Raw genomic sequence first — 22644 nt, forward strand, 5'->3', positions numbered from 1 at the left:
CCTCTGATTTATTTATTTTGATCCTTCTTTTTCAAAAACAACTTTGAATGTCTTGAACAGAATCTTTATATCTAATAAAAGTGACCAGTTTTCAATATATTTAGTATCTAATCGAACTACTTCATCGAAGTCGGTAATATCACTTCTACCACTTACCTGCCACATTCCAGTAAGTCCAGGTTTCATACTAAGTCTGATTTTATGATGTAAATCATATTCTTCGTACTCATTAGCTGTTGGTGGTCTAGTGCCTACTAAACTCATATCACCTAATAAAATATTCCAAAACTGTGGTAATTCATCGATACTTGTTTTACGAATAAAGTTACCGATTCCTTTTCCTGGTCCTTTTTCTGAACCTATAATTCTTGGGTCATTTTCCATTTTAAACATTAATCCACTCATTTCGTTTTGAGCCATTAATTCTTTTTTTCTTTCTTCAGCGTCTAAATACATTGATCTGAATTTATACATATAAAAAATACGACCGTTTTTTCCTACCCTCTTTTGTTTAAAGAAAATAGGACCTGGAGATGCAATTTTGATAGCTGGTCCAACAAAAATAAGTGCAATTCCTGTAATAAGTAAGCCAACTAACGCTCCAGTAATATCGATTAATCTTTTTAGTGCAATCTGCCAGCCTGTTGCTGCATTAACAGCAGTTGTAATCACATGCTGATCACCTATGTTTTCTACGAATTCATTTGGAAGATCATCTGGTAAAAATCCCATTCCAACGTGCACAGTAACACCCATACTGAGGAATGTAGTAATTAAATCGTCGATAGCATAATTTTCTCCGCTTGTATCGATATAAACCTCATCTACGACATCTTTCTTAATGTATTCTACTAATTTTTCTTTACCTTTAAGTGTTTTAATGCCCATAACTTCGTTTGGAGCATTATTATCATCTTCTAAAAATGAAATACTTGATATCTTAAATTGTCTAAATTTTTTATTTAAAACACCTTTTAAACAACTATCCACATGCTCTGGTGTTGAAATAATGAGCATATTTGACTGATTTTTTTCTTTAGTAAGAATCTTTCTAACTATTTGTTTCCAAATAATTCTTCCAAAACTACATGCAACGATCGAAACACCCCAGCTTAACAAGAATACTGTTCTTGATAAAAGGTATGATTCTTTTAAAACATATTCATACAACAAAAGAAGCAACTGAATAATAGTAACATGTTCTATAGTATACAAAATCTCTGTAAAGGCATCTCTTTGAATAATATGCTTATAATTCTGTGAGAAAAAGACTACAACAATATCTAATGCCACAAGAATTATAGCAAGTCTTGTATACATATGTTCGCCCTGCAATAAACTCTCTTTATGTCTAATAGAATATGATAAAAAGAATGCAATTTCCATGAATATAATATCTAGGATTTCGAAATCCCAGTGTTTCATCCAGTTCATATTTTTCTTGCGATACATAATTTCCTCCTTAAACCTTTCCGTTTTTTATATTATGTTTCCGCTATCTGTTTTAACTAGAAAAACACTTTCTTTCCTAGTATCACATTTAAAATCTGCAAAAACCAATATCAACAATGGATTATACGCCATCTCTAACATATGATGTTCCATAAAACAAGACAACGCAACGACCACTATTGCTCCTAGAAGAACTAATCTCTTAGCCTCTAATGATTTTTTAGCAATAATAACCCATAGTGCCAAAATCGTAATTAACATTATCGCGCCATACATAAGCAATATCCTTATATATGAGTCATCTAAGAAGAAATAATTTTTGTGATAAACCGTTGATTTACCAAAGCCCCACTCTTTAATAAATTTACCAAATAAACTTATTTTATATTTCTTAATTCCTTGTGATGAATATGTTAATCTTGAACTTAATTTTTTGTCAAGGCTTGCCCAGCCTGAAATCTTTGGATTAAATTTAATCGACATCATTATTATCAAGGCACTAAGTGCAATCGGTACCAATGCCACTAATTTAAATAGTGGAAATTTTCTTATATCAAAAAATTCTCTATAAGTCATTGATCCTTCGTTCATATTTTTGTATTTATCTGATAATTCATATATTTTTACAAAAATTAATATACATGCAAACAATAACATGCATGCATAATTAGTATATGCCACACTTTCGACAAGAATAAATCTTGCAAACATAAGCGTTAAAAATATATCTATAGTCGTTACAATTCTATTTTGGATACAACATCCCACAACTACAAGGAACAATACATGCGCCGAAAAGTCCGTTGGATATATTATTCCAAACGATCTTCTTGTTCCTTTTTCTAAAAGCTCATAAACAAGATTTGGTATAAAGCCTGTAATACTTGCAACAAATGCTGCGCCTACCACTGCTGTTCCAACCCAAAAATAAACTCTTAAAATTTTGTCTATATTACTCTTAGATGCGCCTATCATTAGAAAAGCAATCTCAATCAACACCGAGTAACCGCTTATCAATCCGGCCGCTGTAAAAATCACAAAAATTATACCATATTTTATTGCATCACTCTTTGAAATATATTTTCTCTGAAAAAATAATTTCATAGTCGTATACAATGCTATCAGACCATAAAAAATTAATCCAAATTTGGGTGGCCATTTATCAATAAACATGGTAGTATCCAAGAAATCATGTAACAAAATAAGTCCATACACAAGTAAAAAACCTATCTCCCAATAATCATGTCTCTTTTTAGTCTCCATTAATCTTTACCTCTAATAATATACTTTTTTATCTAACTTCCAAATTCGTTTAATATCAAATAGAAATTTAGAGAATTTGCTATTATAGAATTCATCACTCATATGCATTTTGTTAAAAAGTGTAAATACTTTATATTTATTTTTTACACAGCCATACATATATGGACTCTTTGCCTGAATCTTATTATTAGTCTGTTCTACAACTCTTCTATATTTCTTCTTATCAGGACTCTTAATTAAAGCGACCTGATAGTAACTTCCAATAAACATAGATGTTTTCTTAGCCCAGAATAATTTAGCACCTTCTGGATCAGGACACTGTGCAAGCTTCTCTTCATAGCGAAGCATACTGTCTATTACCTGATGGAAATGTGGCAATCTCTTTAACTGATTTTCCGCAGCAATACTTTGATTTACATCTCCTACTCTATAAACATATACTTCTTCTTCAACTAACTGTACAGTCTTTGCCATACATGCTGGCATTGTGGCATATTCTTGATCTTCATAGAAAATACCTTCAGATAATTCATAATTCTGGCTTGTATAAAAATCTGTTTTGTATAAGATACCGTGATACTGAACACCATTAAAAATATCTGGCCAAATATCCATGATTTCTTTTAATGTATAAATTCTGTCCTTATTAGGGTCACGATTTACTATATCTCTTTTTGTATATTTTTTAGTTGAAATATCATAATCAACATAACTTGATAATACAACATCTGCATCAGATTTTTCTAAGGCATCCATTAGTTTTTCTAAATTTTTAGTAATAACCCAATCATCCGCATCAACACATTTAAAAAATTTTGCAGTAACGTGTTTAACACCTTCATTAATAGCAGAACCATGTCCACCATTTTCTTTATTGATAATTTTAAAAGTGTCTGGATACTTATCAACAAATTTCTGTGCAACAGCAACACTGTTATCAGGTGTGCCATCGTTTACGATAAGCACTTCTAACTTATTCATTTTGTCTTCGTCATCTAAAATAAATGTTGATAGACCCTTGTCTAAAAATTTTTCTGCATTATATGTTGGTATAACAATTGATAATAATTTATCCATAATTTTCTCTAACCTCAACTTTCACATGATAATAATATAACACAAATCTAACGTATTTGCGACATTAAACCGTCTATTTATTTTGTGTTTTTTTGAATATTTACAGTCTATTACTATGTGTTTATTTCAATATTCTATATATTAACGATCCGAGCCCAAAAATTTTGTAATCAGACTTTCTCAAAGCCCAAATACTTTTTTTTGTGACAGCATTGTAAACTCCTGGATAATTTTCCTTCATTTTTTTATCAAAATCTATCATTTCCTGTTTTATTCCATTTTTATTACCCATACTCAAATAAATTTGGAACTGATTTTGTGCAGATAATGCAATTCCTGTATCGATGTATCTTTTTTTGTAAACATCTATATCACTATTTTTTTGTGAAAAAGCGAATAATGAATTTAATACTTTTTCATGCTCTCCACGTCGTTTTTGCATTGATTTTATATCAACACTTTGACCATTTCGTCCAAGTCTATACATGTAAATAAAATGATTATCATAATAAACGTTTGTACAATATGGTATTGGATATAAAATATATTCTGCATCTTCATAAAAACAATGTTCATCGACTTCTACATTGTTTTCTTTTAAAATTGATGTTCTTACTGTAAGAGAATGAATCTTGATAATTGGTTCTCGAACAGCTTCTATAAATTTCCATGTTCTACCGTAATGATTTGTATCTAATGCTGAATATCTTTTTTCTAATATTTTTTCTGTTTTATCTTCAATACAGTAATAATTTGAAGCAACTATATCACTATCAACTTTCTTTAGAGTTTCTATAAAATCTGGAAATTCTTCTGTATTTACCCAATCATCTCCGTCAACAACTTTAAAATACTTGCCTCGTGCCTCTTTTATTCCTCTATTGATGGTAGAACCATGTCCTCCATTTTCTTTATCAATTACTCTAAATGTATTTGGATATTTGATTTCATATTTTTTTGCTTTATCTGCTGTTGAATCTTTTGATCCATCGTTTACAATCAAAACTTCTATATCATCTAAAACTGATTCAGCTATAAATGAATCTAAACATTTTTCTATGTATTTTTCTACGTTGTATGCAGGAATAACAATTGTAAGAATCTTATCCATTTTAATTATCTCCTTTGCTTCTTAATGCTTTTCGATAAAATACTTTTCTAATCTTTGAAGGCGAATACACCATCCCAATCGTCAAAACACAACTTAATATATATTCAAATAAATTCGTTATCTTTAGTGTATGTTCCATCTTACGCAACTTTAAGTACCTTCGGCCATAACCTGCCCCGCCACGTCTAGAATAGAAATCTTCATTGGTTCTTGCTTCCACAAGAATATCTGACAAATTGTCTAATTTATATCCTTTAGCCATTGTTCTTATCCATAAATCATAATCCTCTAATTTGGGATAATGTCTGTAATTGCCAGCTTCTAAAATTGCTTCTTTCCTAAACATTACTGTCATATGATTAACTGGATTTCTATACTTGCCATATTTTCTCACATTCTGAAAACCTTGTGGCATTTTCTTCACACTTTTATATGAACCATCATCATAGAATTCTTGTATCGCACCACCACATACAGCTACGTCTTTATTTTGGCTTAAAAATTCAAATTGTAGTTGCAATCTATTCTTTTTGGCAATGTCATCAGTATCCATTCTTGCTACGAGTTCATTTGAACACATTTCAACGCCTTTTTGCAATGCACGTCCCAGCTGAACGTTCTCTTGGAATTGATGCGTTCTGATATTAGGATATATTTCTAAGCAATCTAATATAACATCTTCTAATTCATCAGTTAATGGACCGTCTTTTATTAACACTATTTCATCTGGTTGCAGTGTTTGATTTATTACGCTCAAAAGAGCCTCTTTAAAATAACTAGGTTTTTCTTTTGCATAAACCGACATAAGAATTGATATTCCCATCGTACCTTATTTTTCCTTTCATGTAATTCTATAGTTGATGCTTTTCATAATACGTGTTTTTAATGCTTTTATGTGTTTTTATATATGTTTTGTTTCATAAAAAATGCCCATGAATTACTCATGGGCACTTTATTAATGCTTTTTCATGGCTGTTGTTTGACTCTGTTCTACACCTTCTGTATTTTCTTTTACAAAAAGAATTTTAAAAGTAAGAAGTAAAATCTTTATGTCTAACCATAGTGAATAATTTTCAATGTATGTAATATCCATCTTTAATTTGTCATATGGAGTTGTGTTATATTTACCCCACACCTGAGCATATCCTGTCAAACCTGCCTTAACCTTTGTTCTAAAAGCAAATTCCGGAATCTCTTCCATATATTGTTCTGCGATAACCTGTCTTTCTGGTCTTGGTCCAACCAACGACATATCACCTTTTAAAATATTGAACAACTGTGGTAACTCGTCAAAATGTATATTTCGAATTATATTTCCAATTGGAGTAATTCTTGCATCTCCTTTTGCAGCAAGTCTTGCGCCTTTCTTCTCTGAATCTGTTGTCATACTTCTGAATTTATAAATCTTAAATGGTGTATGATCTCTTGTTAAACGCTCTTGAGTATACAAAATTGGACCCCAATCATACAATTTAATACACACTGCTATCAACAACATAAATGGTGATGCTAACACAATTCCGATTAAAGATAGTACAATATCTAAAAATCTTTTGAAGAATCTCTGAGTAATCGATAATCCCTGATTACGTAACAAATATAACGGTGTATCAAATAAATGAATATTATCTGAAGCTCTAAATAAAATATCCGAAATCTTTGGAGTACAATAAACTCGTATACTATTCTGATAACAATACTTCATAACATCATTTCTTGTTTCTGCTGGTAAATCACATAAAACTACACCTTGATATTCACTGATTCTTTCAAATAATTTATCTTTACCAACCGCGCAACTTATTGTTGCGCATATATCATATTTATCTTTTCTAGTGTTGATTTTGCCAATCAACTCATCTGGTGGATATGTACCATATACCACAATCATCTGACGTGGTGGATACAATGCTTTATACGCTTCTCTAATGAAATAATTCCATAGAACAATAAAGCCCATCTCTATCAACATAACATCCACAAGTGGCCATGGTTTTACATAATCTCTGCAAATCAAACATAATTCAAAAAAAGCCACTATGTTACCAAGTAATAATGCTAATACATTGGATAAAATAATATCTGTTAATCTTAAATATCCAATCCTATATCCTCCAAATACCTTTGTAAAAAAGAAAATGAACAATAAATACATACCAATAACTGCCCAGTTTCCTCGTCTAAAATATGGTGCAATACCAGATACTCCAATGTTCCAATTTGCGTAATAATTATACCATAATATTGCAAACAAAATGCCGTAAACTATAAGCGAAATCAAGTTTGCAGCAAAGTTTAGTAAATGTTTGTAACGTTGTCTTTTCATTTTTCCATCTTACTCCACTAACTGTTTCTTATTCCCCAAAGCCATTCTCAGCAAGTTTAATAATTGCTTTTAAAGCTTCCTGCTCGTCTTCTCCTTCGCATTTAAAAGTAATGACATCGCCGCATTTAATACATGCACCTAATACACTCAAAACACTTTTCGCATTTGAAATTGTATTATCATGTTCAAATGTTATTTTACTTTTAAACAACATTGCCTCCTTGCAAAGTTCACCTGCCGGTCTTAAATGTAACCCAGTAGGATTTTTAATTTGTACTTTTCGTGAAACCATAATAACCCCCTTGTCTTGTCTCATAAAGCAAGCAACACCGTTGTCAGTATTTTTACTAAAATATTATACACTATTTTTAATTATTTTTAAACTTTTGTGTAACATTTTTAATTCGTGTTATTAGAAGCATTCTCATTACCTGCATCTGAGGCACTCGTCGATGAATTGTTATTTGTTTGATTTTGATTTACTGATTTAATAACAACCTGCAAATTAACCTCTGAATATTCATATTGAGATGAGTCCATATTAAATTTCACTTTAACATTGTGTGTTCCTGCACCCATTCCAGTTAAGTCAACGGAAGCAGTTATGCTATCAGCATTTAATTGTGAAATCAAATCTGGACTAGCCGTCACTCTAGTAACAGCATTTGAAGTTGTAAAACTTGCTTGATATTTGCTCGTATCTAACCCGTTTATTTTAATATTACTTGTTGGAACTGTCAAGGTTACAGATTGATTTTCCTGTCCACTTGGGTACATATGTACTGCAATTTTTGACTCTTTTGTACTTACCAAACTTATGCCTTCTGGCAATAAATCCTTTATATCAACATAAGTATCCTCAACAGAGGTAACATTTGTAATATTTAATGAATTAGAAGGTATTACTACATTCTCTATACCTTTTAGTTGTTCATCACGTCCCTTTACTGTAACAACTTTTGGTTCAGGAACAAGACTAACTTCTGTTCCTTGCCCATTTGTCACTTTTGAATTAGACATCTGAACGTTTACCTTTTTGGTTTTTAATATTTCAGCCTTAATAACGACCTGATTATTGCTCAATGTTAATTTATCCGATTTTATTTCTTTGCCTGAAGCATCATACAATTTCGGTTTAACACTATCTGCAATATCTATCTTCATATTGCCAACATCAATTGTTGCAACAACTGAATGTACCTTTTTCACTTCAGAACTTGGTCCCAAAACCTTCAAAACTGTAGGTGTTTCAACTCTTACATCACCTAGTGCACACCCCTGCGCAACAGTACCTGTTGTATTTGCAGTAATGACAAATTGTTTTGATTTTAATTTTTCTAATGCAAGATTTAAATATCTCACCTGTGAACTATATTTAAGCTGATTATTATATCTTTTACTTTCAATATTTATTGGAACTGCTGCAGTCTTTCCATCTTCACTCATCATTGCTTCCGAATAGTCAGCAGTCGCAACAAAATCATCATCTCTTATTTTATCTAAAACTGTCTTTTTAGCTGTAACAGAAAATGTAACAGTTTTTGAATCGTTTTTTACTTCTGCCCATTTTCCCATATTCGTTATAAAATCTGTATTTTTCATCTCTATATTAACTGTATATGTTCTGATTTTGATAGGATCATTAATGTTATATACTATCATCCACAAAGCAAACGAAAACAAAACAGCTAAAATTTTAAAACCGAGGTTATTAGTTATTTTTCTTAGAATTTTTTCTAGCATCTATTAACCTCCTCTTTAATATCTCAAATTTAGTAGCTTCATGTGATCTATTTTGAACATATTTGAGTTTTTGACGAAGATAATCTTCATCAACGTCTCTGTATATCTGTCCTCTTAAAGCAAATGATACTTTTCCTGTCTCTTCAGAAACTATTAATGTCATCGAATCACTTACTTCACTGATTCCAACTGCTGCACGATGCCTAGTTCCAAGTTCCTTACTTAGAGAAGGACTATCCGACAACGGCAAATAACATGTTGCTGATACTATTCTGTTTCCTCGAATAATAATAGCTCCATCATGAAGTGGTGTGTTTTTTTCAAAGATATTAATAAGCAACTGACGCGTTACAATTCCGTCAACATCAATTCCTGTTCTGACATACTCTTCTAGTTCGATTTCATCCTCTATTACAATTAAAGCACCCGTTTTAACTTTACCCATTGCATAACATGCTTTAATCATTTCCTCTATTGTTTTATCAGAAAACTTTTCTGATACATCTTTATTTCCAATAAAAAAAGGTGCAAATATATTCTTCTGTCCTAGATTTTCTAAGGCCTTTCTAAGCTCGGGCTGAAAGATGATTACAAGGGCAACAACACCAACATTGAATGTATTCTCAGCTATCCAAAGTATAGTATTCATTTGAAAAGCAGCAGCAACTACTACAAACAATAAAATTATAATTATACCCTTAAACAGATTCCAAGCTCTTGTATTTTTAATCCAGATAAGCACATGATAAATAAGAACTGAAATAATTAATATTTCAATTATATCTATCACTGACATTTGAAAACTTGGTAAATTCAAGTATAAAGATATACGTTCTTTAAAAGCTTCCATGCTTGCCCAAAAATCCTGCATATACTTTCACCTTTCCTCCTGATTATTTACTATCTTTCTTTGTTAATTCTGTTAAATCTTTTCCAATATTTGTAGTATTTCCAAAATGTTTTACTGTTTTTTCTTCTTGTTTTATCATTTTTTTAGGGATAGCTTTTACATAATAATAATAGCTATCATCCTCAAATTGTACATTTTCTGTACGTGAATAATCTAAATTCATAAAGAAAAATTTCAAAATAAATCCAAAAATTGTAGCTGCAACACAACCTACAACGACTTCCACCGCTTTATCCAGCATTCCAATAAGCATATAGCCACATATATATCCTATTACTTGTGTCAAAGCTCCAGCAACAATTGCAATCTCCCATGAATGATCAATTGATTTTCTTCTAATGACGCACACTACTATTGTAGCAAATACTGTAACTGCTAAAACTACTGCAAGTTCTCTATTTCCAAAAATCTGATCAAGTGCAATTGTCAATTTTGTTGAACTTTCTTCAGAATCAGCCAAAATAACATTTTTTAGACTTGTGGCATTGTTACGCACTCCATCTAAAAAATAAAATATCAAAGTTCCGATTGTCACACCAATAACTGAGAAAATATTTCTTAACAAACCTGTACCAACTGGAACTAAATATCCCATTTTATATCTGATAGCAATTGAAGAAATCACAACCAATATTCCATCTTTAGGTGCAAATCTATAATACAACATAATAAATAGTACAAAAAGAAGTACTGTTATTACTGCGACCTCAATTGATAATTCATACATATCTATTAACGTAATAACCATTGCGCACCACATTATGGTATCTCTTGGTAGTAAACTACATACAAATGCTAAAATTATAGCAACCGGTATTGTGCTTATTTTTTCACAATAACCAATATAATTATTAATAGTAACAAACACGACAAATGCTAAGATAAACTTAACAAACATTCTTAGAAAAAAATCATGTTTCTCACATAAACGGATTATACCATCTCTTATCTCAAGTAATTTCATAAAGCCTCCTAGCTGTTTATTCTTCGTCTTCATACAATTTATTAGCTCTTTTTACATGTTCATATAACTCTTTTAACTGACGTCTTCCTTGTGTATATCGATGATAATATAACACATACGTAACCAAAAAATAAATAATCATAAAAATTCCATACATTATTACCATAATTATACTTATATGTTCCAAATCAAAAGAACTAAAAAACTTAATTATTCTTTTTGAAAAATAAATTCCTGTCAAAATAATCATAATTACAAAAGAAAGTGTTCCTGTAAAAAAACTCTTTATTAATTCTTTCCATATGTAATCACTTCTATAAAAATGCCCCATTTGGCTATTTTTACTACCTTCTGTCATATCATATTTAGCAACATGATACAACTCTCTTACTCTTTCTTCGTTAATCATAGCTCCACCTTTTATATTATTCCACACTTCAGATTATTATAACACAGTAAATTAAAATTTAAAACACTAACTGAATTTGTTCACAGAACTTTCACCAAAAAACAAACCTTTCAAACACACATAAAAAACCCCCCAACCAGTTCTTTTTAATGTGCATACCCCCAAAAGTTAGAAAGTCTTTATATCTAACAATTGGAGGTCGGTACATATACCAACTAATCAAGGGGCCTTTCTTCTTATTTGTTATCGAGGAAACGCATCCTATTTTTATTATCCTTTTTCCTCTTTGGTTCAGCAGCAACCTCTGGCTTTTTAAACGCTTCCTGAAAACCATTTGCAACTTCTTTTTTACAATCATCGCACAACTTACCTGTGCAAATTGGTTTACCACACTTTTCGCATAATATACCATCTGGACTTGGCGATGATAAAATAAGTCTTTCTTCACGAATCCACTGCTTAATTTGTTTAACTGTAACATCATTTTCTGTTGCAATCTTATCAACTGAAGCATTTGGATTCTTTTCAAGGTAATCCTTAACCTCCTGAAATTTTTCTTCAATTTTTTTCTTACAGTCGTCACAAATCCTTGGTCCTGACAAATAATTAAATAACCTACCGCACTCTCTACAGTTTATAATCTCCATATAATCACCTAGTATCCTTTTCCGGTACAAATTGAAATACAATACACTTCTGCTATACCTTTTAATTTTAATTCTTCAGAAATCGCATCTAATGTGCTTCCTGTGGTATATATATCGTCAACCAATAATATTTTTTTATACTTGTTGATTAAATTTTCAGAACAAAAGCTTTTTTTTAAGACATTTTTTCTCTGCTGTGTTGTCAGCTCCTTTAATGGCTTCGTATTTACGATTCTTTTAAGACATTTTGTATCTACAGGGATGCCTGTTAAATAAGATAGTTCTTTAGCATACACTTCACTTTGATTGTATCCTCTCTTTTTTTTCTTTTTTTTATGCATAGGAACAGGTATTATAACGTCAGGTTGTATTCTTTTTATCCATTGATTGTATTTTTTATAGGTATACTCTGCATAAAATTTGGCATATTCTCTTTTATTAGAATATTTGAAAGAATATATACTTTTTATCATTTCACTTTTATAGACAAACAATGCTTTGCCTTGTTCATAATTATGTGGGCTTTTCTTACAATCTGAACAGTATTCTTCTCCTTCTTCTAATAATTGATGACCACACTTTATACACATTGGCTCATCTATTGTCTGGATTTTATTCATACACTTTTCATGGATTTTTATTCGATTTGAACCTGGAAAAATACTTTCCTGAACAATTATTTCATCACAAATTGGACAACGTAGGGGATACAAAAGGTCTAGAATCGACTCTTTTAGATTTTGAAATGTCACTTGATTCTTCATTTTATCTTTAATTATTGTTTTTTTCATAGTAATAAGAATATTACCACATATTTCTAATGTTTACAACACAACATTGACTTTTATAACTTTTTTTCATATAATATAAGAAAAAATCGTCACTTTAAAGCGTTGATGTGCAACTGCTTTCAAGTGCAAAAAGGAGGAGCTTATGAATATAAAAAAACTATCTAAATCAATCGCTATTGTTTCCGCTTTGACGCTTAGTTGTTCACTTTTTGGAGGATGTAGTCTAAAAAATGGTTCATCTCAAAAACAATCTTTTAACAACAATGCAAAATACAAAATTGGTATTTGTCAATTCGTGAAACATCCAGCACTTGATAAAGCCACAAAAGGGTTTAAGGATTATTTGACAAAAAAATTGGGAAAAGATGTTACTTTTGATGAACAAAATGCTCAGGGTGATGCTGCAGTATGTACATCTATCACTACAACATTCACTACTAATAAATATGATTTAATTCTAGCAAATGCTACACCTGCTTTACAGGCTGCTTCAGCATCTACTAAAGATATTCCTATTTTAGGTACTTCTGTTACAGATTACGCAACTGCTTTAGGAATTGACTCTTCTAAATGGACTGGTACAACCAACAAAAATATTTCTGGTACTTCAGATCTTGCTCCTATCAAGGATCAGGCTGATTGTGTGAAAGAATTATTCCCAAAAGCCAAAACAATCGGTATTCTTTATTGTTCTTCTGAAGCCAATTCTTCATACCAGGCTAAAGAATTCAAAAAATATATCGAAAAATATGGATACGTAACAAAGGATTATTTATTTAATGATTCAAATGATGTTGCATCAGTAGCTAAGACTGCTTGCGACAACTCAGATATTCTTTATATTCCTACAGATAATACTGCCGCTTCTTGCGCTGAAGCAATCAACAACGTTGCTCTACCAGCAAAAACACCTATTTTCTGTGGTGAAGAGGGAATCTGTAAAGGTTGTGGAGTTGCAACACTTTCAATTGATTACTATGACTTAGGTGTTCAAACAGCAAAGATGGCATACAAAATTTTAGTTAATAAGAAAAATCCAAAAAATATGGAAATTGAATTTGCAACTAAACTTACTAAAGAATATAACGAAGAAAACTGTAAGAAATTAGGCATTGATATTCCTAAGGATTACAAAAAAATCAAAAAATAAAAGGAGTTTTTCCCTATGTGTACATTTATAAATTTAGGTACAAGTTTACCAAATATCAATCAACTTTTTAATGCACTACCAGGAAATATTGCCCAGGGCCTTATTTGGGGTCTTTTGGCACTTGGTGTGTTTATTACTTTTAGACTACTTGATTTTCCAGATATGACAGTAGATGGTTCTTTTACGACTGGAGCAGCTGTGACTGTTATTGCGATTCTAAATGACGTTCCTGTTCCACTTGCTTTAGTCATTGCCGCCGTTTTCGGAATATTTGCAGGTTTTATCACAGGAGTTCTTCATACTAAATTTGGAATACCTGCTATTTTATCGGGTATTTTAACTCAAATTGCTTTATGGTCGATAAACCTAATGATTATGGGAAGTGCAAACGTTGCCATTAGCGTTGATAATTATTCTCTTATAATCAGTGCAAGAAATCTTCATAGTGCAATCATTACTGGATTAATTTTCTGCGCTGTAATTATTGCTATCCTCTATTGGTACTTTGGCACTGAACAAGGTTCTGCAATAAGAGCAACAGGATCAAATCCTACTATGAGTAGTGCTTCAAGCATTAATATCAATTTAATGAAAATAATTGCTTTATGTATTTCTAACGCTTTGGTTGCTTTAGCTGGTGGACTCATCGCTCAATATCAAGGTTATGTAGCCATCAACATGGGACAAGGTGCCATTGTAATCGGTCTTGCCGCTGTCATCATTGGCGAAGTAATTGGAAATGCTATTCTTGGCAAAAAAATGAATTTTATTGCACGACTTATTTTCATTGTTTTAGGAGCTATAATTTATTATGCCGTAATATGTATTGTTTTATGGTTAAAAATGCCAGCTGATAGTTTGAAACTTTTTACAGCTATTACAGTTGCCATTTTCCTAGCAGTTCCATACATTAAAGGAAATCGTACTGCATCTTTTAAGGCAGCCGGCAAAAGAAGTAAATTGATTCAGGAGGAACAAAAGAATGCTTAAATTAATTAATATCAAAAAAACTTTTAACCCTGGCACAATCAATGAAAAACGTGCATTAAATGGCGTTAATTTAACTTTAAATGACGGTGATTTCGTTACTGTAATTGGTGGAAATGGTGCTGGCAAATCTACTATTTTGAATGCTATAGCAGGTGCATGGCCTATTGATGATGGTTCTATTCTTATAGATGATAAAGATGTAACTGGAATTCCTGTTTACAAGCGTGCAAAATACATTGGTCGAGTTTTTCAGGATCCTATGTCTGGTACAGCAGCAACTATGCAAATAGATGAAAACCTTGCTTTAGCTGCTCGCCGTGGCAAACACAGAACTCTTCGTTGGGGTATTTCTTCTAAAGAGAAAAAAGAATACAAAAATATGCTTAAAGAATTAGATTTAGGACTAGAAGATCGCATGACTTCTAAAGTTGGTCTTTTGTCTGGTGGACAACGACAGGCTTTAACTCTTTTAATGGCTTCTTTACAACGTCCTAAACTACTTCTTCTTGACGAGCACACTGCTGCTTTAGATCCAAAGACTGCCGCAAAAGTGCTTTCACTTACTGATAAAATTATAGAAGAGCATCATTTAACAGCTCTTATGGTCACACACAACATGAAAGATGCAATTGCTCACGGAAATCGTCTAATTATGATGGATAAAGGACAAATTGTACTTGATATTTCTGGAAAAGAAAAAGAAAAACTAACTGTTGAGGATTTATTAGAAAAATTTGAAGAAGTAAGTGGTGTCGAATTTACTTCAGACAAAGCTCTTTTGGCTTAGTTGTGATATGAAATAGTTTTTTAAAATGAACATATTAGGGAATGAAACTGAGAAAAACTGTGCTTTCTTACAAAATGTAAAATACCGACAGTAGCTATAATTAGCTACTGCCGGTATTTTTTATTCTTATAAATTAATTCTTCTTTCTATACTAAATAATACATATCTAGACTACGAATATATCTAAACAAAAAAATCATTTATCTCGACTAGTTAATTCTGATTCTGTTTATAATTCCAAGTTTCTCAGCTTTTTCTTCAAATTCACTTTCTTTTGTATGAGATGTAATAAATCCAATTTCATTCGGAATTACTCCATCAACAATTTCTACGTTACCGAACACTTTTCTTACATCTTCTAAGCTTTTATCTGTTCTAACAAAGAATCTGCTTTCTGTATTTTTGTAATCAAGTAATTGTAATTTTTCACCTGACCATTCGATTTCAAGATGTTTATCTTTATTTTTTGTCATTTCAACAACGTCTGCAACTACCGCACTTGCTGTTGGGAGACTTCCTGCTCCACTACCATAAAACATTGCATCACCTAACACATTACCACGTACAAACACAGCGTTAAACACGTCATTTACGCTATATAATGGATGATTACTATCTAACATATATGGAGCAACCATCGCAACATAATTTGAGCCAATCTGACGGCTTGATGCAAGTAATTTAATTGATCTATTTAATTTCTTTGCATATTTAAAATCATCTGCTGAAATACCAGTGATACCTTCGCAATGAATATCTTCAAAATCTACTGTTTTTCCACTTACGATTGATGTAAGGATAGCTATTTTTCTACATGGATCATATCCTTCAATATCAGCTGTAGGATCTTTTTCTGCATATCCTTTTTCCTGAGCATCTTTTAATACTTCATCAAAATCTGCGCCTTCATTTGCCATCTTTGTAAGCATATAATTAGTTGTACCGTTCAAAATACCTGTAATTTCTTCTAAAATATCTGCTGTTAAACAAGAATTAATATTTCTAATAATTGGAATTCCGCCACCTACTGACGCTTCAAATTGAAAATTAACATTATTTGCTTTGGCAATTTCAAGTAATTCTGCACCTTTTGCAGCCACTAATGCCTTATTCGATGTTGTAACATGTTTTTTTGCCTCAAGCATTTCTTTAACAAATGTATATGCTGGTTCAACACCACCCATTGTCTCAACAACAACTTTTACTTCATCATCATTTACAATAGTCTTATAATCGTGTACAATACACTCTTCCATTGGATCGCCTGGAAAATCTCTTAAATCAAGTACATATTTAACTTCGATTTCCTCTCCGGCTTTTTTTTCAAGTTTCAAACTATTCCTTCTAATTACTTCAACAACTCCGGAACCAATTGTTCCATATCCCATAACTGCTATTTTCATTTTTCTTGTCACTCCCTTGATAAAATTTTTGCATAGTGAATGCCTGAAATGGTCTCTATTGCATCAACAAGCGCGTCCATATCCTGTGCATCTTTAAAAAAATCAATACTTACAGTTAATGTTGCAATTCCATTAACCGGTACACTTTGATGAATGGTAAGAACATTAGCACGAAAATCTGCTATTGCTTTAAGCACCAATGATAAAAGACCTGGCTCATCATCTAATTGAATAACAACGTTTACAGTTCTTCCTCTTTTATTTTCATGATATAAGAAAATATCATCTTTATATTTATAAAAAGAACTTCTACTTATGCCTACCATTTCAGTCGCATCTTGTACGGACGATACTTTTCCAGATTCAATAAGTCTTTTAGCCTCCACAACCTTTAACAAAACGTCTGGTACCGCTCTTTCTCTCAGTACATAATATGTTGTCTTTGTTGCCATGTAATTTCCTCCCACCGAGTTACTACTAGCCGATACTTCATAACTTGTATATATTTATATTTTTAATCAATACTATAAAACATTACATAACTAAAAGTCTTTATCACTATATCGGCAAATTTGTCTGTATCTGTCACGCCGACACTTGTCTTTACACGAAAGATACTAACACAAAACTATGATATTTTGCAACCCCTTTTTACCACGTTTTTTATTTAAAGCAATAAAGACCCCGAAAAATTATTTTTTTCCTAAAGAAATCCACTGTAAATATCCCATAATAAACTGGTCTAAATCACCATCTAAAACAGCATCAACATTACCTGTTTCAACATTATCTCGATGATCCTTAACCATAGTATATGGCTGCATTACATATGAACGAATTTGATTTCCCCAACCAATTTCTTTTACTTCGCCACGAATTTGAGCATCTCTTTGAGCATTTTCTTCTTCTTTTAAAATCAATAATTTAGCTTTTAACATCTGCATAGCCTTATCCTTATTCATATGCTGAGAACGCTCATTTTGACACTGTACAACAATACCTGTTGGATAATGGGTAATTCTTATTGCAGATGAAGTCTTGTTAATATGCTGTCCACCTGCACCACTAGAACGATAAGTATCTATTCTAATATCTTCATCTTTAATCTCAATATCAATATCTTCATCAATATTTGGCATAACATCACATGAAACAAATGATGTCTGTCTTTTTCCTGCTGCATTAAATGGAGATATTCTAACCAATCTATGAACTCCTTTTTCAGATTTTAAATAACCATAGGCATTCTCTCCACTAACCTGAAATGTAATTGATTTGATACCTGCTTCATCTCCATCAAGCGAGTCTAATACTTCTAATGAAAAACCTTTTTTATCGCACCACCTTGAATACATTCTAAAAAGCATAGATGCCCAATCACATGATTCAGTTCCGCCTGCTCCTGCATGTAATGATAAAATTGCATCATTGCTATCATGAGGACCTGATAAAAAGGTTTTCAAATGTATCTCTTCATATGTTTTTTCAAAATCATTAAGCATTTCTTCTACTTCAGCCACGATATCCATATCATTTTCTTCATTTCCAATATCTATCATGTCAAGGATATCGTTATACAATCCTAATAAATTGGCATAAGTCTCTACATCATCTTTCATGCTTTTTAATTTTTTCATCTTTTTTTGAGATTGTTCTGGATCATCCCAAAAAGTAGGTGATTCCATTTCTCTTTCTAATTCTTGAATTTTTTCTTTTTTATTCTCTAAATCAAGTGCTGTTTTTAGTTCATCTAAAGCACCTTCGTATTGAACTAGCGTAGTTTTAAAATTATCCAACTCTATCATTTTTATTCCTCTTTCTATGCTCTATTAACTTTTTTATTAAAAAAATAATTACAAGTACAACTAATCCGCCAGATGTATCTATACAAACATCTCGAACCTGTCCTGCCCTATTAGGAACAAATAATTGATGTATTTCATCGGAACTGGCATATAATGCCACCAAAAACAATGCCGCTACGTATCTATTACGTACAAATGATACATCTTTTAAACACATAAAAATTAGTATCGCAAGTATTGCATATTCTGAAAAATGTGCCATTTTTCGGACTGGAAATTCAATCTTTTTAATTGTACTTTGAACTTCTTTCTGATTTAGTTTTACATTACTTATTTTTTCAACTGTATTTACAACAATACAGCTTACTTTTTCGCTTAAATGCGATGATTTTGCACCTGTTTGCGCTGAAAAGCAAAATATTATTACGCACCATACAAAAACTAATATAATGTTTAACCTTCTAAAAAAAATACTGTTTCTAAAGTTAAGCAAAGCTGCAAAAAAATTTGCAGCCTTATTCTCCTTTGTGGACTTATTTCCCGTTGATTTTTTCATCTAAAACCTCAATTGCTTTTTGTACTTGGTTATCCTTATTGATATCATATCCATCTTTTTGTGCTTCAATATCCAGTTTTACTCCTATATCTGGTTTGATACCTTTTCCGTGGATATAATGACCATTAGGGGTGTAATAACGAGCAGTGGTAATTTTGATAGCATCTCCATCTTCTAATTTAAAAATAGATTGAACTATACCTTTTCCAAAGCTCTTCTCCCCAATAATTGTACCATACTTATAATCTTTTATTGCGCCTGCAAATATTTCTGAAGCACTCGCACTCTCGCCATTAATCAAAACTGTTATTGGATAATCGAGTCTATTTTTACCATCTGAACGTGCTACTTCTTTGTTTCCATACTTATCTTTTGTGTATACTACAACTCCCTTTGGAAGTACATTATTTAGCATACTTACAACTGAATTAAGCATTCCACCAGGATTAGAACGTACATCAAAAATAAATCCTTTTACGTTTTGTTTTTTTAGATTATCAATTGCATCCTTAAACTGCTCATCTGTTTTATCCTGGAATTCAGTAATTGCTATATAACCAATATTTCCATTTAAAACTTTATATGTAACACTTGGTAATTCAAGTTTTTTTCGTGTTAATTCTACAGAAATGTTTTTATTTTCTTCTTTCCTAAAAACTTCGACTTTAACCTTTGTGTTTTCTTTTCCTCTAAGATCTTGAGCCACTTTAGCTAGTTCTTGTTTAGAAACATCTTTCTCATTAACTTTTTTGATGATATCACCCTCTTTTAATCCACCCTGACTAGCTGGTGATCCATCATAAACTTTTGTTATTCTTATTGATTTATCATTAGGATCTTGCGTAACCTGTGTTCCAATTCCACAATATTCGCCTGCTGATTCTTGTTTAAAAGCTTTATATTCTTCTTTTGTATAATATGTTGAATATTTATCACCTAAGCCTGCAACAATACCAGAATACATGCTATTTTTAACTTTATCAGCATCATAGCCCTTGTAATAATACAAATCCATATAAGTTCTTAATTCATTAATTTTATCCATTGATTTGTTATCTAGGATTTCATTACCTACACGCATTTTATTATTTGCTTTAAAAACAAAATAACGACCGGTAGCATAACTATAAATGTATGCACTTCCGAACGTTATAATTAGTGTAAATGTTACACCGCAAAGAACTCCTGTAACAAATTTATTTTTTAATTTCTTGAGAAGTTTCTTTTTCTCTCTGACGTCTACATCATTTTCTTCTGAAGCATTTTCTTGTAATTTTTCAGATTCACTCTCTACTGTATTTTTTTCTTCTGAATCACTATTTACTGTATCGTTTTCAACTGAATCTTTTTCACTCTTTTTAAACATACTTCATTCACCCCCAAAAGTTTTTTACAAACAAGAAGGCTCCCAAAATGGAACATCTAAAATATTCCTTTGGAAGCCTAATTACATCTAACTTTTCTTCTCTATTAGACTTTATTACACTCTAAGATGTTTTCTGATTGTAATCATACTACCGAATAAACCGATACCTACACCTAAGAGTACAGCAACTGGAACTAAAGTTCTAAACACATCTCCAACTGGTATAAAGCTAACAATGTTATTAATCACGCTAAATCTGACTCTTATATAATCAATAATCTTACCGTAAAGTGTGTATAACAAAATCAATGGTAAAATTGCACCAACTAAACCAATGATAATACCTTCAACAATGAATGGAGCACGAATCAAGAAATCCGTTGCACCTATTAATCTCATAATTGCTATTTCTTCTCTTCTAACAGAAATACCTACTGTTACAGTGTTACTAATCAAGAATACAGCAACACCAAGTAGAATTATAATGATACCTGCTGATATATATCCAATCAATTTGTTAAATGCTGTTAATGTTTTTGCTATCTCTTTTGAATGATTAACCTTTCTGACACCATCTAAACCTTTTACATATTTTACAAGACTCTTCTGCATAGAAACGTCATTTAAATATACCTCATAATGTGCTGAATCTTTCAACGCATCACTGATGATTTCAGAAGAATTTTTTGGTAACTCTTCTTTTTTTTCTGTAGCTTTTTGCTGGCTCTGATCTTTAGTATTATGAACAGAAACACTATTCTGCTGATTAGTTGCTTTTTTAGGATCTTTTTTATCATCCTGTTTGCTATTTGTTTCTTGTTTAATATCCATTTTTTTACCAAAATCTTTTGCAGCCTGTTCTTTTGAAACATAATCACATTTAGCAACTTCGCTACGTTTTTTAATCTTTTTACCTATTTCATCAATTTGTTTCTTTGATGTTCCTTCATTGAAAAATACTGTAATTGCTACATTCTCTTCTGCATCTTGAACCATACCATTGAAGTTATTAACAATGATATAGAATAAACCAAACAAGAAAATACACGCAGACATTGTTGCAATTGAAGCTAATGAGAACATCTTGTTACGCCAAATATTTTTTATACCTTGCTGTATACTGTATAATGTTGAACTAATTTTCATTTTCGATATCGCCCTGCTTGCTATCGCTAACAATAACACCTTTCTTCATAGTTATAACACGTTTATTCATAACTTTAACAATTTCCATGTTATGAGTTACTACTACAACTGTTGTTCCTCTATTATTGATTTCTTCTAGTAATTTCATGATTTCCCAAGCATTATTATTATCAAGGTTACCTGTTGGCTCATCTGCTAATAAAATCTTAGGTTCATTTACTAGAGCTCTAGCAATCGCAACTCTTTGTTGCTCACCACCTGATAATTGACGTGGTACTGAACGATATTTAGCTGCAAGACCTACTAAAGAAAGCATTTTAGATACTTTCTTTCTGATATGTAAATTATTCTCACCAATAACTTTCTGCGCAAATGCTACATTTTCGTACACATTTCTATCTTTTAAAAGTCTAAAATCCTGAAAAACAACACCGATATTACGGCGAAGTTTTGGAATCTGTCTTCTTTTAATTTTATTTAAAGGCTTATCGTTAATCCAAATTGTACCTGTTGTTGGATCTAACTCTTTTAATAGTAATTTGATAAATGTTGATTTACCTGAACCACTATCACCTACAACGAAAACAAATTCTCCTTCATCAATATTAATTGATATATCGCTAAGTGCAGGAACTCCTGCTACATATTCTTTGCTGACATTTTCCAGCTTAATCATGACAATCTCCTCTATTTATTATTTCTAGATTTGTTACTTAATGTTTATTGTAATTTTCACACCACAAATAAA

23 protein-coding genes are annotated in these 22644 nt (G+C 31.5%); 3 read left to right on the forward strand and 20 right to left on the reverse strand.

The window, feature by feature from the left end:
* Positions 1 to 12: 12 nt before the first annotated feature.
* The 13 genes from BLV79_RS04820 to BLV79_RS04880 all read right to left on the reverse strand — a co-directional run bounded on the left by BLV79_RS04820 (position 13) and on the right by BLV79_RS04880 (position 12693).
* Positions 13 to 1452 carry a sugar transferase gene (locus BLV79_RS04820; protein WP_074716670.1) on the reverse strand — a complete coding sequence of 480 codons (1440 nt, stop codon included), beginning with the start codon at positions 1450 to 1452 and terminating at the stop codon, positions 13 to 15.
* A 27-nt stretch (positions 1453 to 1479) separates the two neighbouring features.
* The gene (locus tag BLV79_RS04825) at positions 1480 to 2715 is read right to left on the reverse strand and encodes a hypothetical protein (RefSeq protein WP_074716672.1); all 1236 of its coding nucleotides are present in this window, start codon (positions 2713 to 2715) and stop codon (positions 1480 to 1482) included.
* Positions 2716 to 2727: 12 nt separating this feature from the next.
* On the reverse strand, positions 2728 to 3792 hold the full coding sequence (locus BLV79_RS04830) for a glycosyltransferase family 2 protein (protein ID WP_074716674.1): 1065 nt from the start codon (positions 3790 to 3792) through the stop codon (positions 2728 to 2730).
* Between the two features lie 121 nt (positions 3793 to 3913).
* Entirely contained in the window at positions 3914 to 4903 is a 990-nt protein-coding gene (locus BLV79_RS04835; RefSeq protein ID WP_074716679.1) for a glycosyltransferase family 2 protein, read from the reverse strand.
* A 1-nt stretch (position 4904) separates the two neighbouring features.
* On the reverse strand, positions 4905 to 5726 hold the full coding sequence (locus BLV79_RS04840) for a glycosyltransferase (protein ID WP_074716681.1): 822 nt from the start codon (positions 5724 to 5726) through the stop codon (positions 4905 to 4907).
* Positions 5727 to 5858: 132 nt separating this feature from the next.
* Positions 5859 to 7229: an exopolysaccharide biosynthesis polyprenyl glycosylphosphotransferase gene (locus BLV79_RS04845; RefSeq protein WP_074716683.1), complete on the reverse strand. Its 1371-nt coding sequence runs from the start codon at positions 7227 to 7229 to the stop codon at positions 5859 to 5861.
* 28 nt (positions 7230 to 7257) lie between these two features.
* Positions 7258 to 7521: an HPr family phosphocarrier protein gene (locus BLV79_RS04850; protein ID WP_074716685.1), complete on the reverse strand. Its 264-nt coding sequence runs from the start codon at positions 7519 to 7521 to the stop codon at positions 7258 to 7260.
* Positions 7522 to 7628: 107 nt separating this feature from the next.
* On the reverse strand, positions 7629 to 8972 hold the full coding sequence (locus BLV79_RS04855) for a CdaR family protein (protein WP_074716687.1): 1344 nt from the start codon (positions 8970 to 8972) through the stop codon (positions 7629 to 7631).
* Positions 8941 to 9822 carry a diadenylate cyclase CdaA gene (cdaA, locus tag BLV79_RS04860; RefSeq protein WP_456297739.1) on the reverse strand — a complete coding sequence of 294 codons (882 nt, stop codon included), beginning with the start codon at positions 9820 to 9822 and terminating at the stop codon, positions 8941 to 8943. Before cdaA ends, BLV79_RS04855 begins: the two co-directional genes overlap by 32 nt.
* Positions 9823 to 9865: 43 nt before the next feature.
* Complete coding sequence (locus BLV79_RS04865) at positions 9866 to 10846, reverse strand: hypothetical protein (RefSeq protein ID WP_074716690.1); 981 nt, start codon at positions 10844 to 10846, stop codon at positions 9866 to 9868.
* Between the two features lie 16 nt (positions 10847 to 10862).
* A complete protein-coding gene (locus tag BLV79_RS04870; RefSeq protein WP_074716693.1) occupies positions 10863 to 11255 on the reverse strand; it encodes a hypothetical protein in 393 nt (130 codons plus the stop codon).
* Positions 11256 to 11491: 236 nt separating this feature from the next.
* Positions 11492 to 11902: a flagellar protein gene (locus BLV79_RS04875; protein WP_143470211.1), complete on the reverse strand. Its 411-nt coding sequence runs from the start codon at positions 11900 to 11902 to the stop codon at positions 11492 to 11494.
* 8 nt (positions 11903 to 11910) lie between these two features.
* Positions 11911 to 12693 carry a ComF family protein gene (locus BLV79_RS04880; RefSeq protein WP_083354451.1) on the reverse strand — a complete coding sequence of 261 codons (783 nt, stop codon included), beginning with the start codon at positions 12691 to 12693 and terminating at the stop codon, positions 11911 to 11913.
* A 148-nt stretch (positions 12694 to 12841) separates the two neighbouring features.
* Between BLV79_RS04880 and BLV79_RS04885 the strand changes: the two genes are divergently transcribed.
* Genes BLV79_RS04885 through BLV79_RS04895 form a run of 3 tightly spaced genes read left to right on the forward strand, consistent with a single transcriptional unit; the run spans position 12842 to position 15620 of the window.
* Positions 12842 to 13843, forward strand: coding sequence for an ABC transporter substrate-binding protein (locus BLV79_RS04885; RefSeq protein WP_074716786.1), 1002 nt, complete (start codon positions 12842 to 12844; stop codon positions 13841 to 13843).
* 15 nt (positions 13844 to 13858) lie between these two features.
* Complete coding sequence (locus BLV79_RS04890) at positions 13859 to 14833, forward strand: ABC transporter permease (protein WP_074716695.1); 975 nt, start codon at positions 13859 to 13861, stop codon at positions 14831 to 14833.
* A complete protein-coding gene (locus BLV79_RS04895) occupies positions 14826 to 15620 on the forward strand; it encodes an ABC transporter ATP-binding protein (protein ID WP_074716697.1) in 795 nt (264 codons plus the stop codon). The genes BLV79_RS04890 and BLV79_RS04895 overlap by 8 nt, the downstream gene beginning before the upstream one ends.
* Positions 15621 to 15829: 209 nt before the next feature.
* Here BLV79_RS04895 and BLV79_RS04900 read toward each other — a convergent pair whose 3' ends face one another.
* The 7 genes from BLV79_RS04900 to ftsE all read right to left on the reverse strand — a co-directional run bounded on the left by BLV79_RS04900 (position 15830) and on the right by ftsE (position 22572).
* Positions 15830 to 17023: a homoserine dehydrogenase gene (locus tag BLV79_RS04900; RefSeq protein WP_074716699.1), complete on the reverse strand. Its 1194-nt coding sequence runs from the start codon at positions 17021 to 17023 to the stop codon at positions 15830 to 15832.
* Between the two features lie 8 nt (positions 17024 to 17031).
* On the reverse strand, positions 17032 to 17475 hold the full coding sequence (locus BLV79_RS04905; RefSeq protein ID WP_074716701.1) for an ACT domain-containing protein: 444 nt from the start codon (positions 17473 to 17475) through the stop codon (positions 17032 to 17034).
* A 240-nt stretch (positions 17476 to 17715) separates the two neighbouring features.
* The gene (gene prfB / locus BLV79_RS04910; RefSeq protein ID WP_074716703.1) at positions 17716 to 18828 is read right to left on the reverse strand and encodes a peptide chain release factor 2; all 1113 of its coding nucleotides are present in this window, start codon (positions 18826 to 18828) and stop codon (positions 17716 to 17718) included.
* The gene (locus BLV79_RS04915) at positions 18812 to 19384 is read right to left on the reverse strand and encodes a VanZ family protein (RefSeq protein ID WP_083354452.1); all 573 of its coding nucleotides are present in this window, start codon (positions 19382 to 19384) and stop codon (positions 18812 to 18814) included. The genes prfB and BLV79_RS04915 overlap by 17 nt, the downstream gene beginning before the upstream one ends.
* Positions 19362 to 20750: a S41 family peptidase gene (locus BLV79_RS04920; protein WP_083354453.1), complete on the reverse strand. Its 1389-nt coding sequence runs from the start codon at positions 20748 to 20750 to the stop codon at positions 19362 to 19364. Before BLV79_RS04920 ends, BLV79_RS04915 begins: the two co-directional genes overlap by 23 nt.
* A 114-nt stretch (positions 20751 to 20864) precedes the next feature.
* Positions 20865 to 21896: a permease-like cell division protein FtsX gene (locus BLV79_RS13020; protein WP_074716705.1), complete on the reverse strand. Its 1032-nt coding sequence runs from the start codon at positions 21894 to 21896 to the stop codon at positions 20865 to 20867.
* Entirely contained in the window at positions 21886 to 22572 is a 687-nt protein-coding gene (ftsE, locus tag BLV79_RS04930) for a cell division ATP-binding protein FtsE (protein ID WP_074716707.1), read from the reverse strand. The genes BLV79_RS13020 and ftsE overlap by 11 nt, the downstream gene beginning before the upstream one ends.
* Positions 22573 to 22644 lie beyond the last annotated feature (72 nt).

This window comes from Lachnobacterium bovis DSM 14045, from assembly GCF_900107245.1.
In the GTDB taxonomy this organism is placed as follows: domain Bacteria; phylum Bacillota; class Clostridia; order Lachnospirales; family Lachnospiraceae; genus Roseburia; species Roseburia bovis.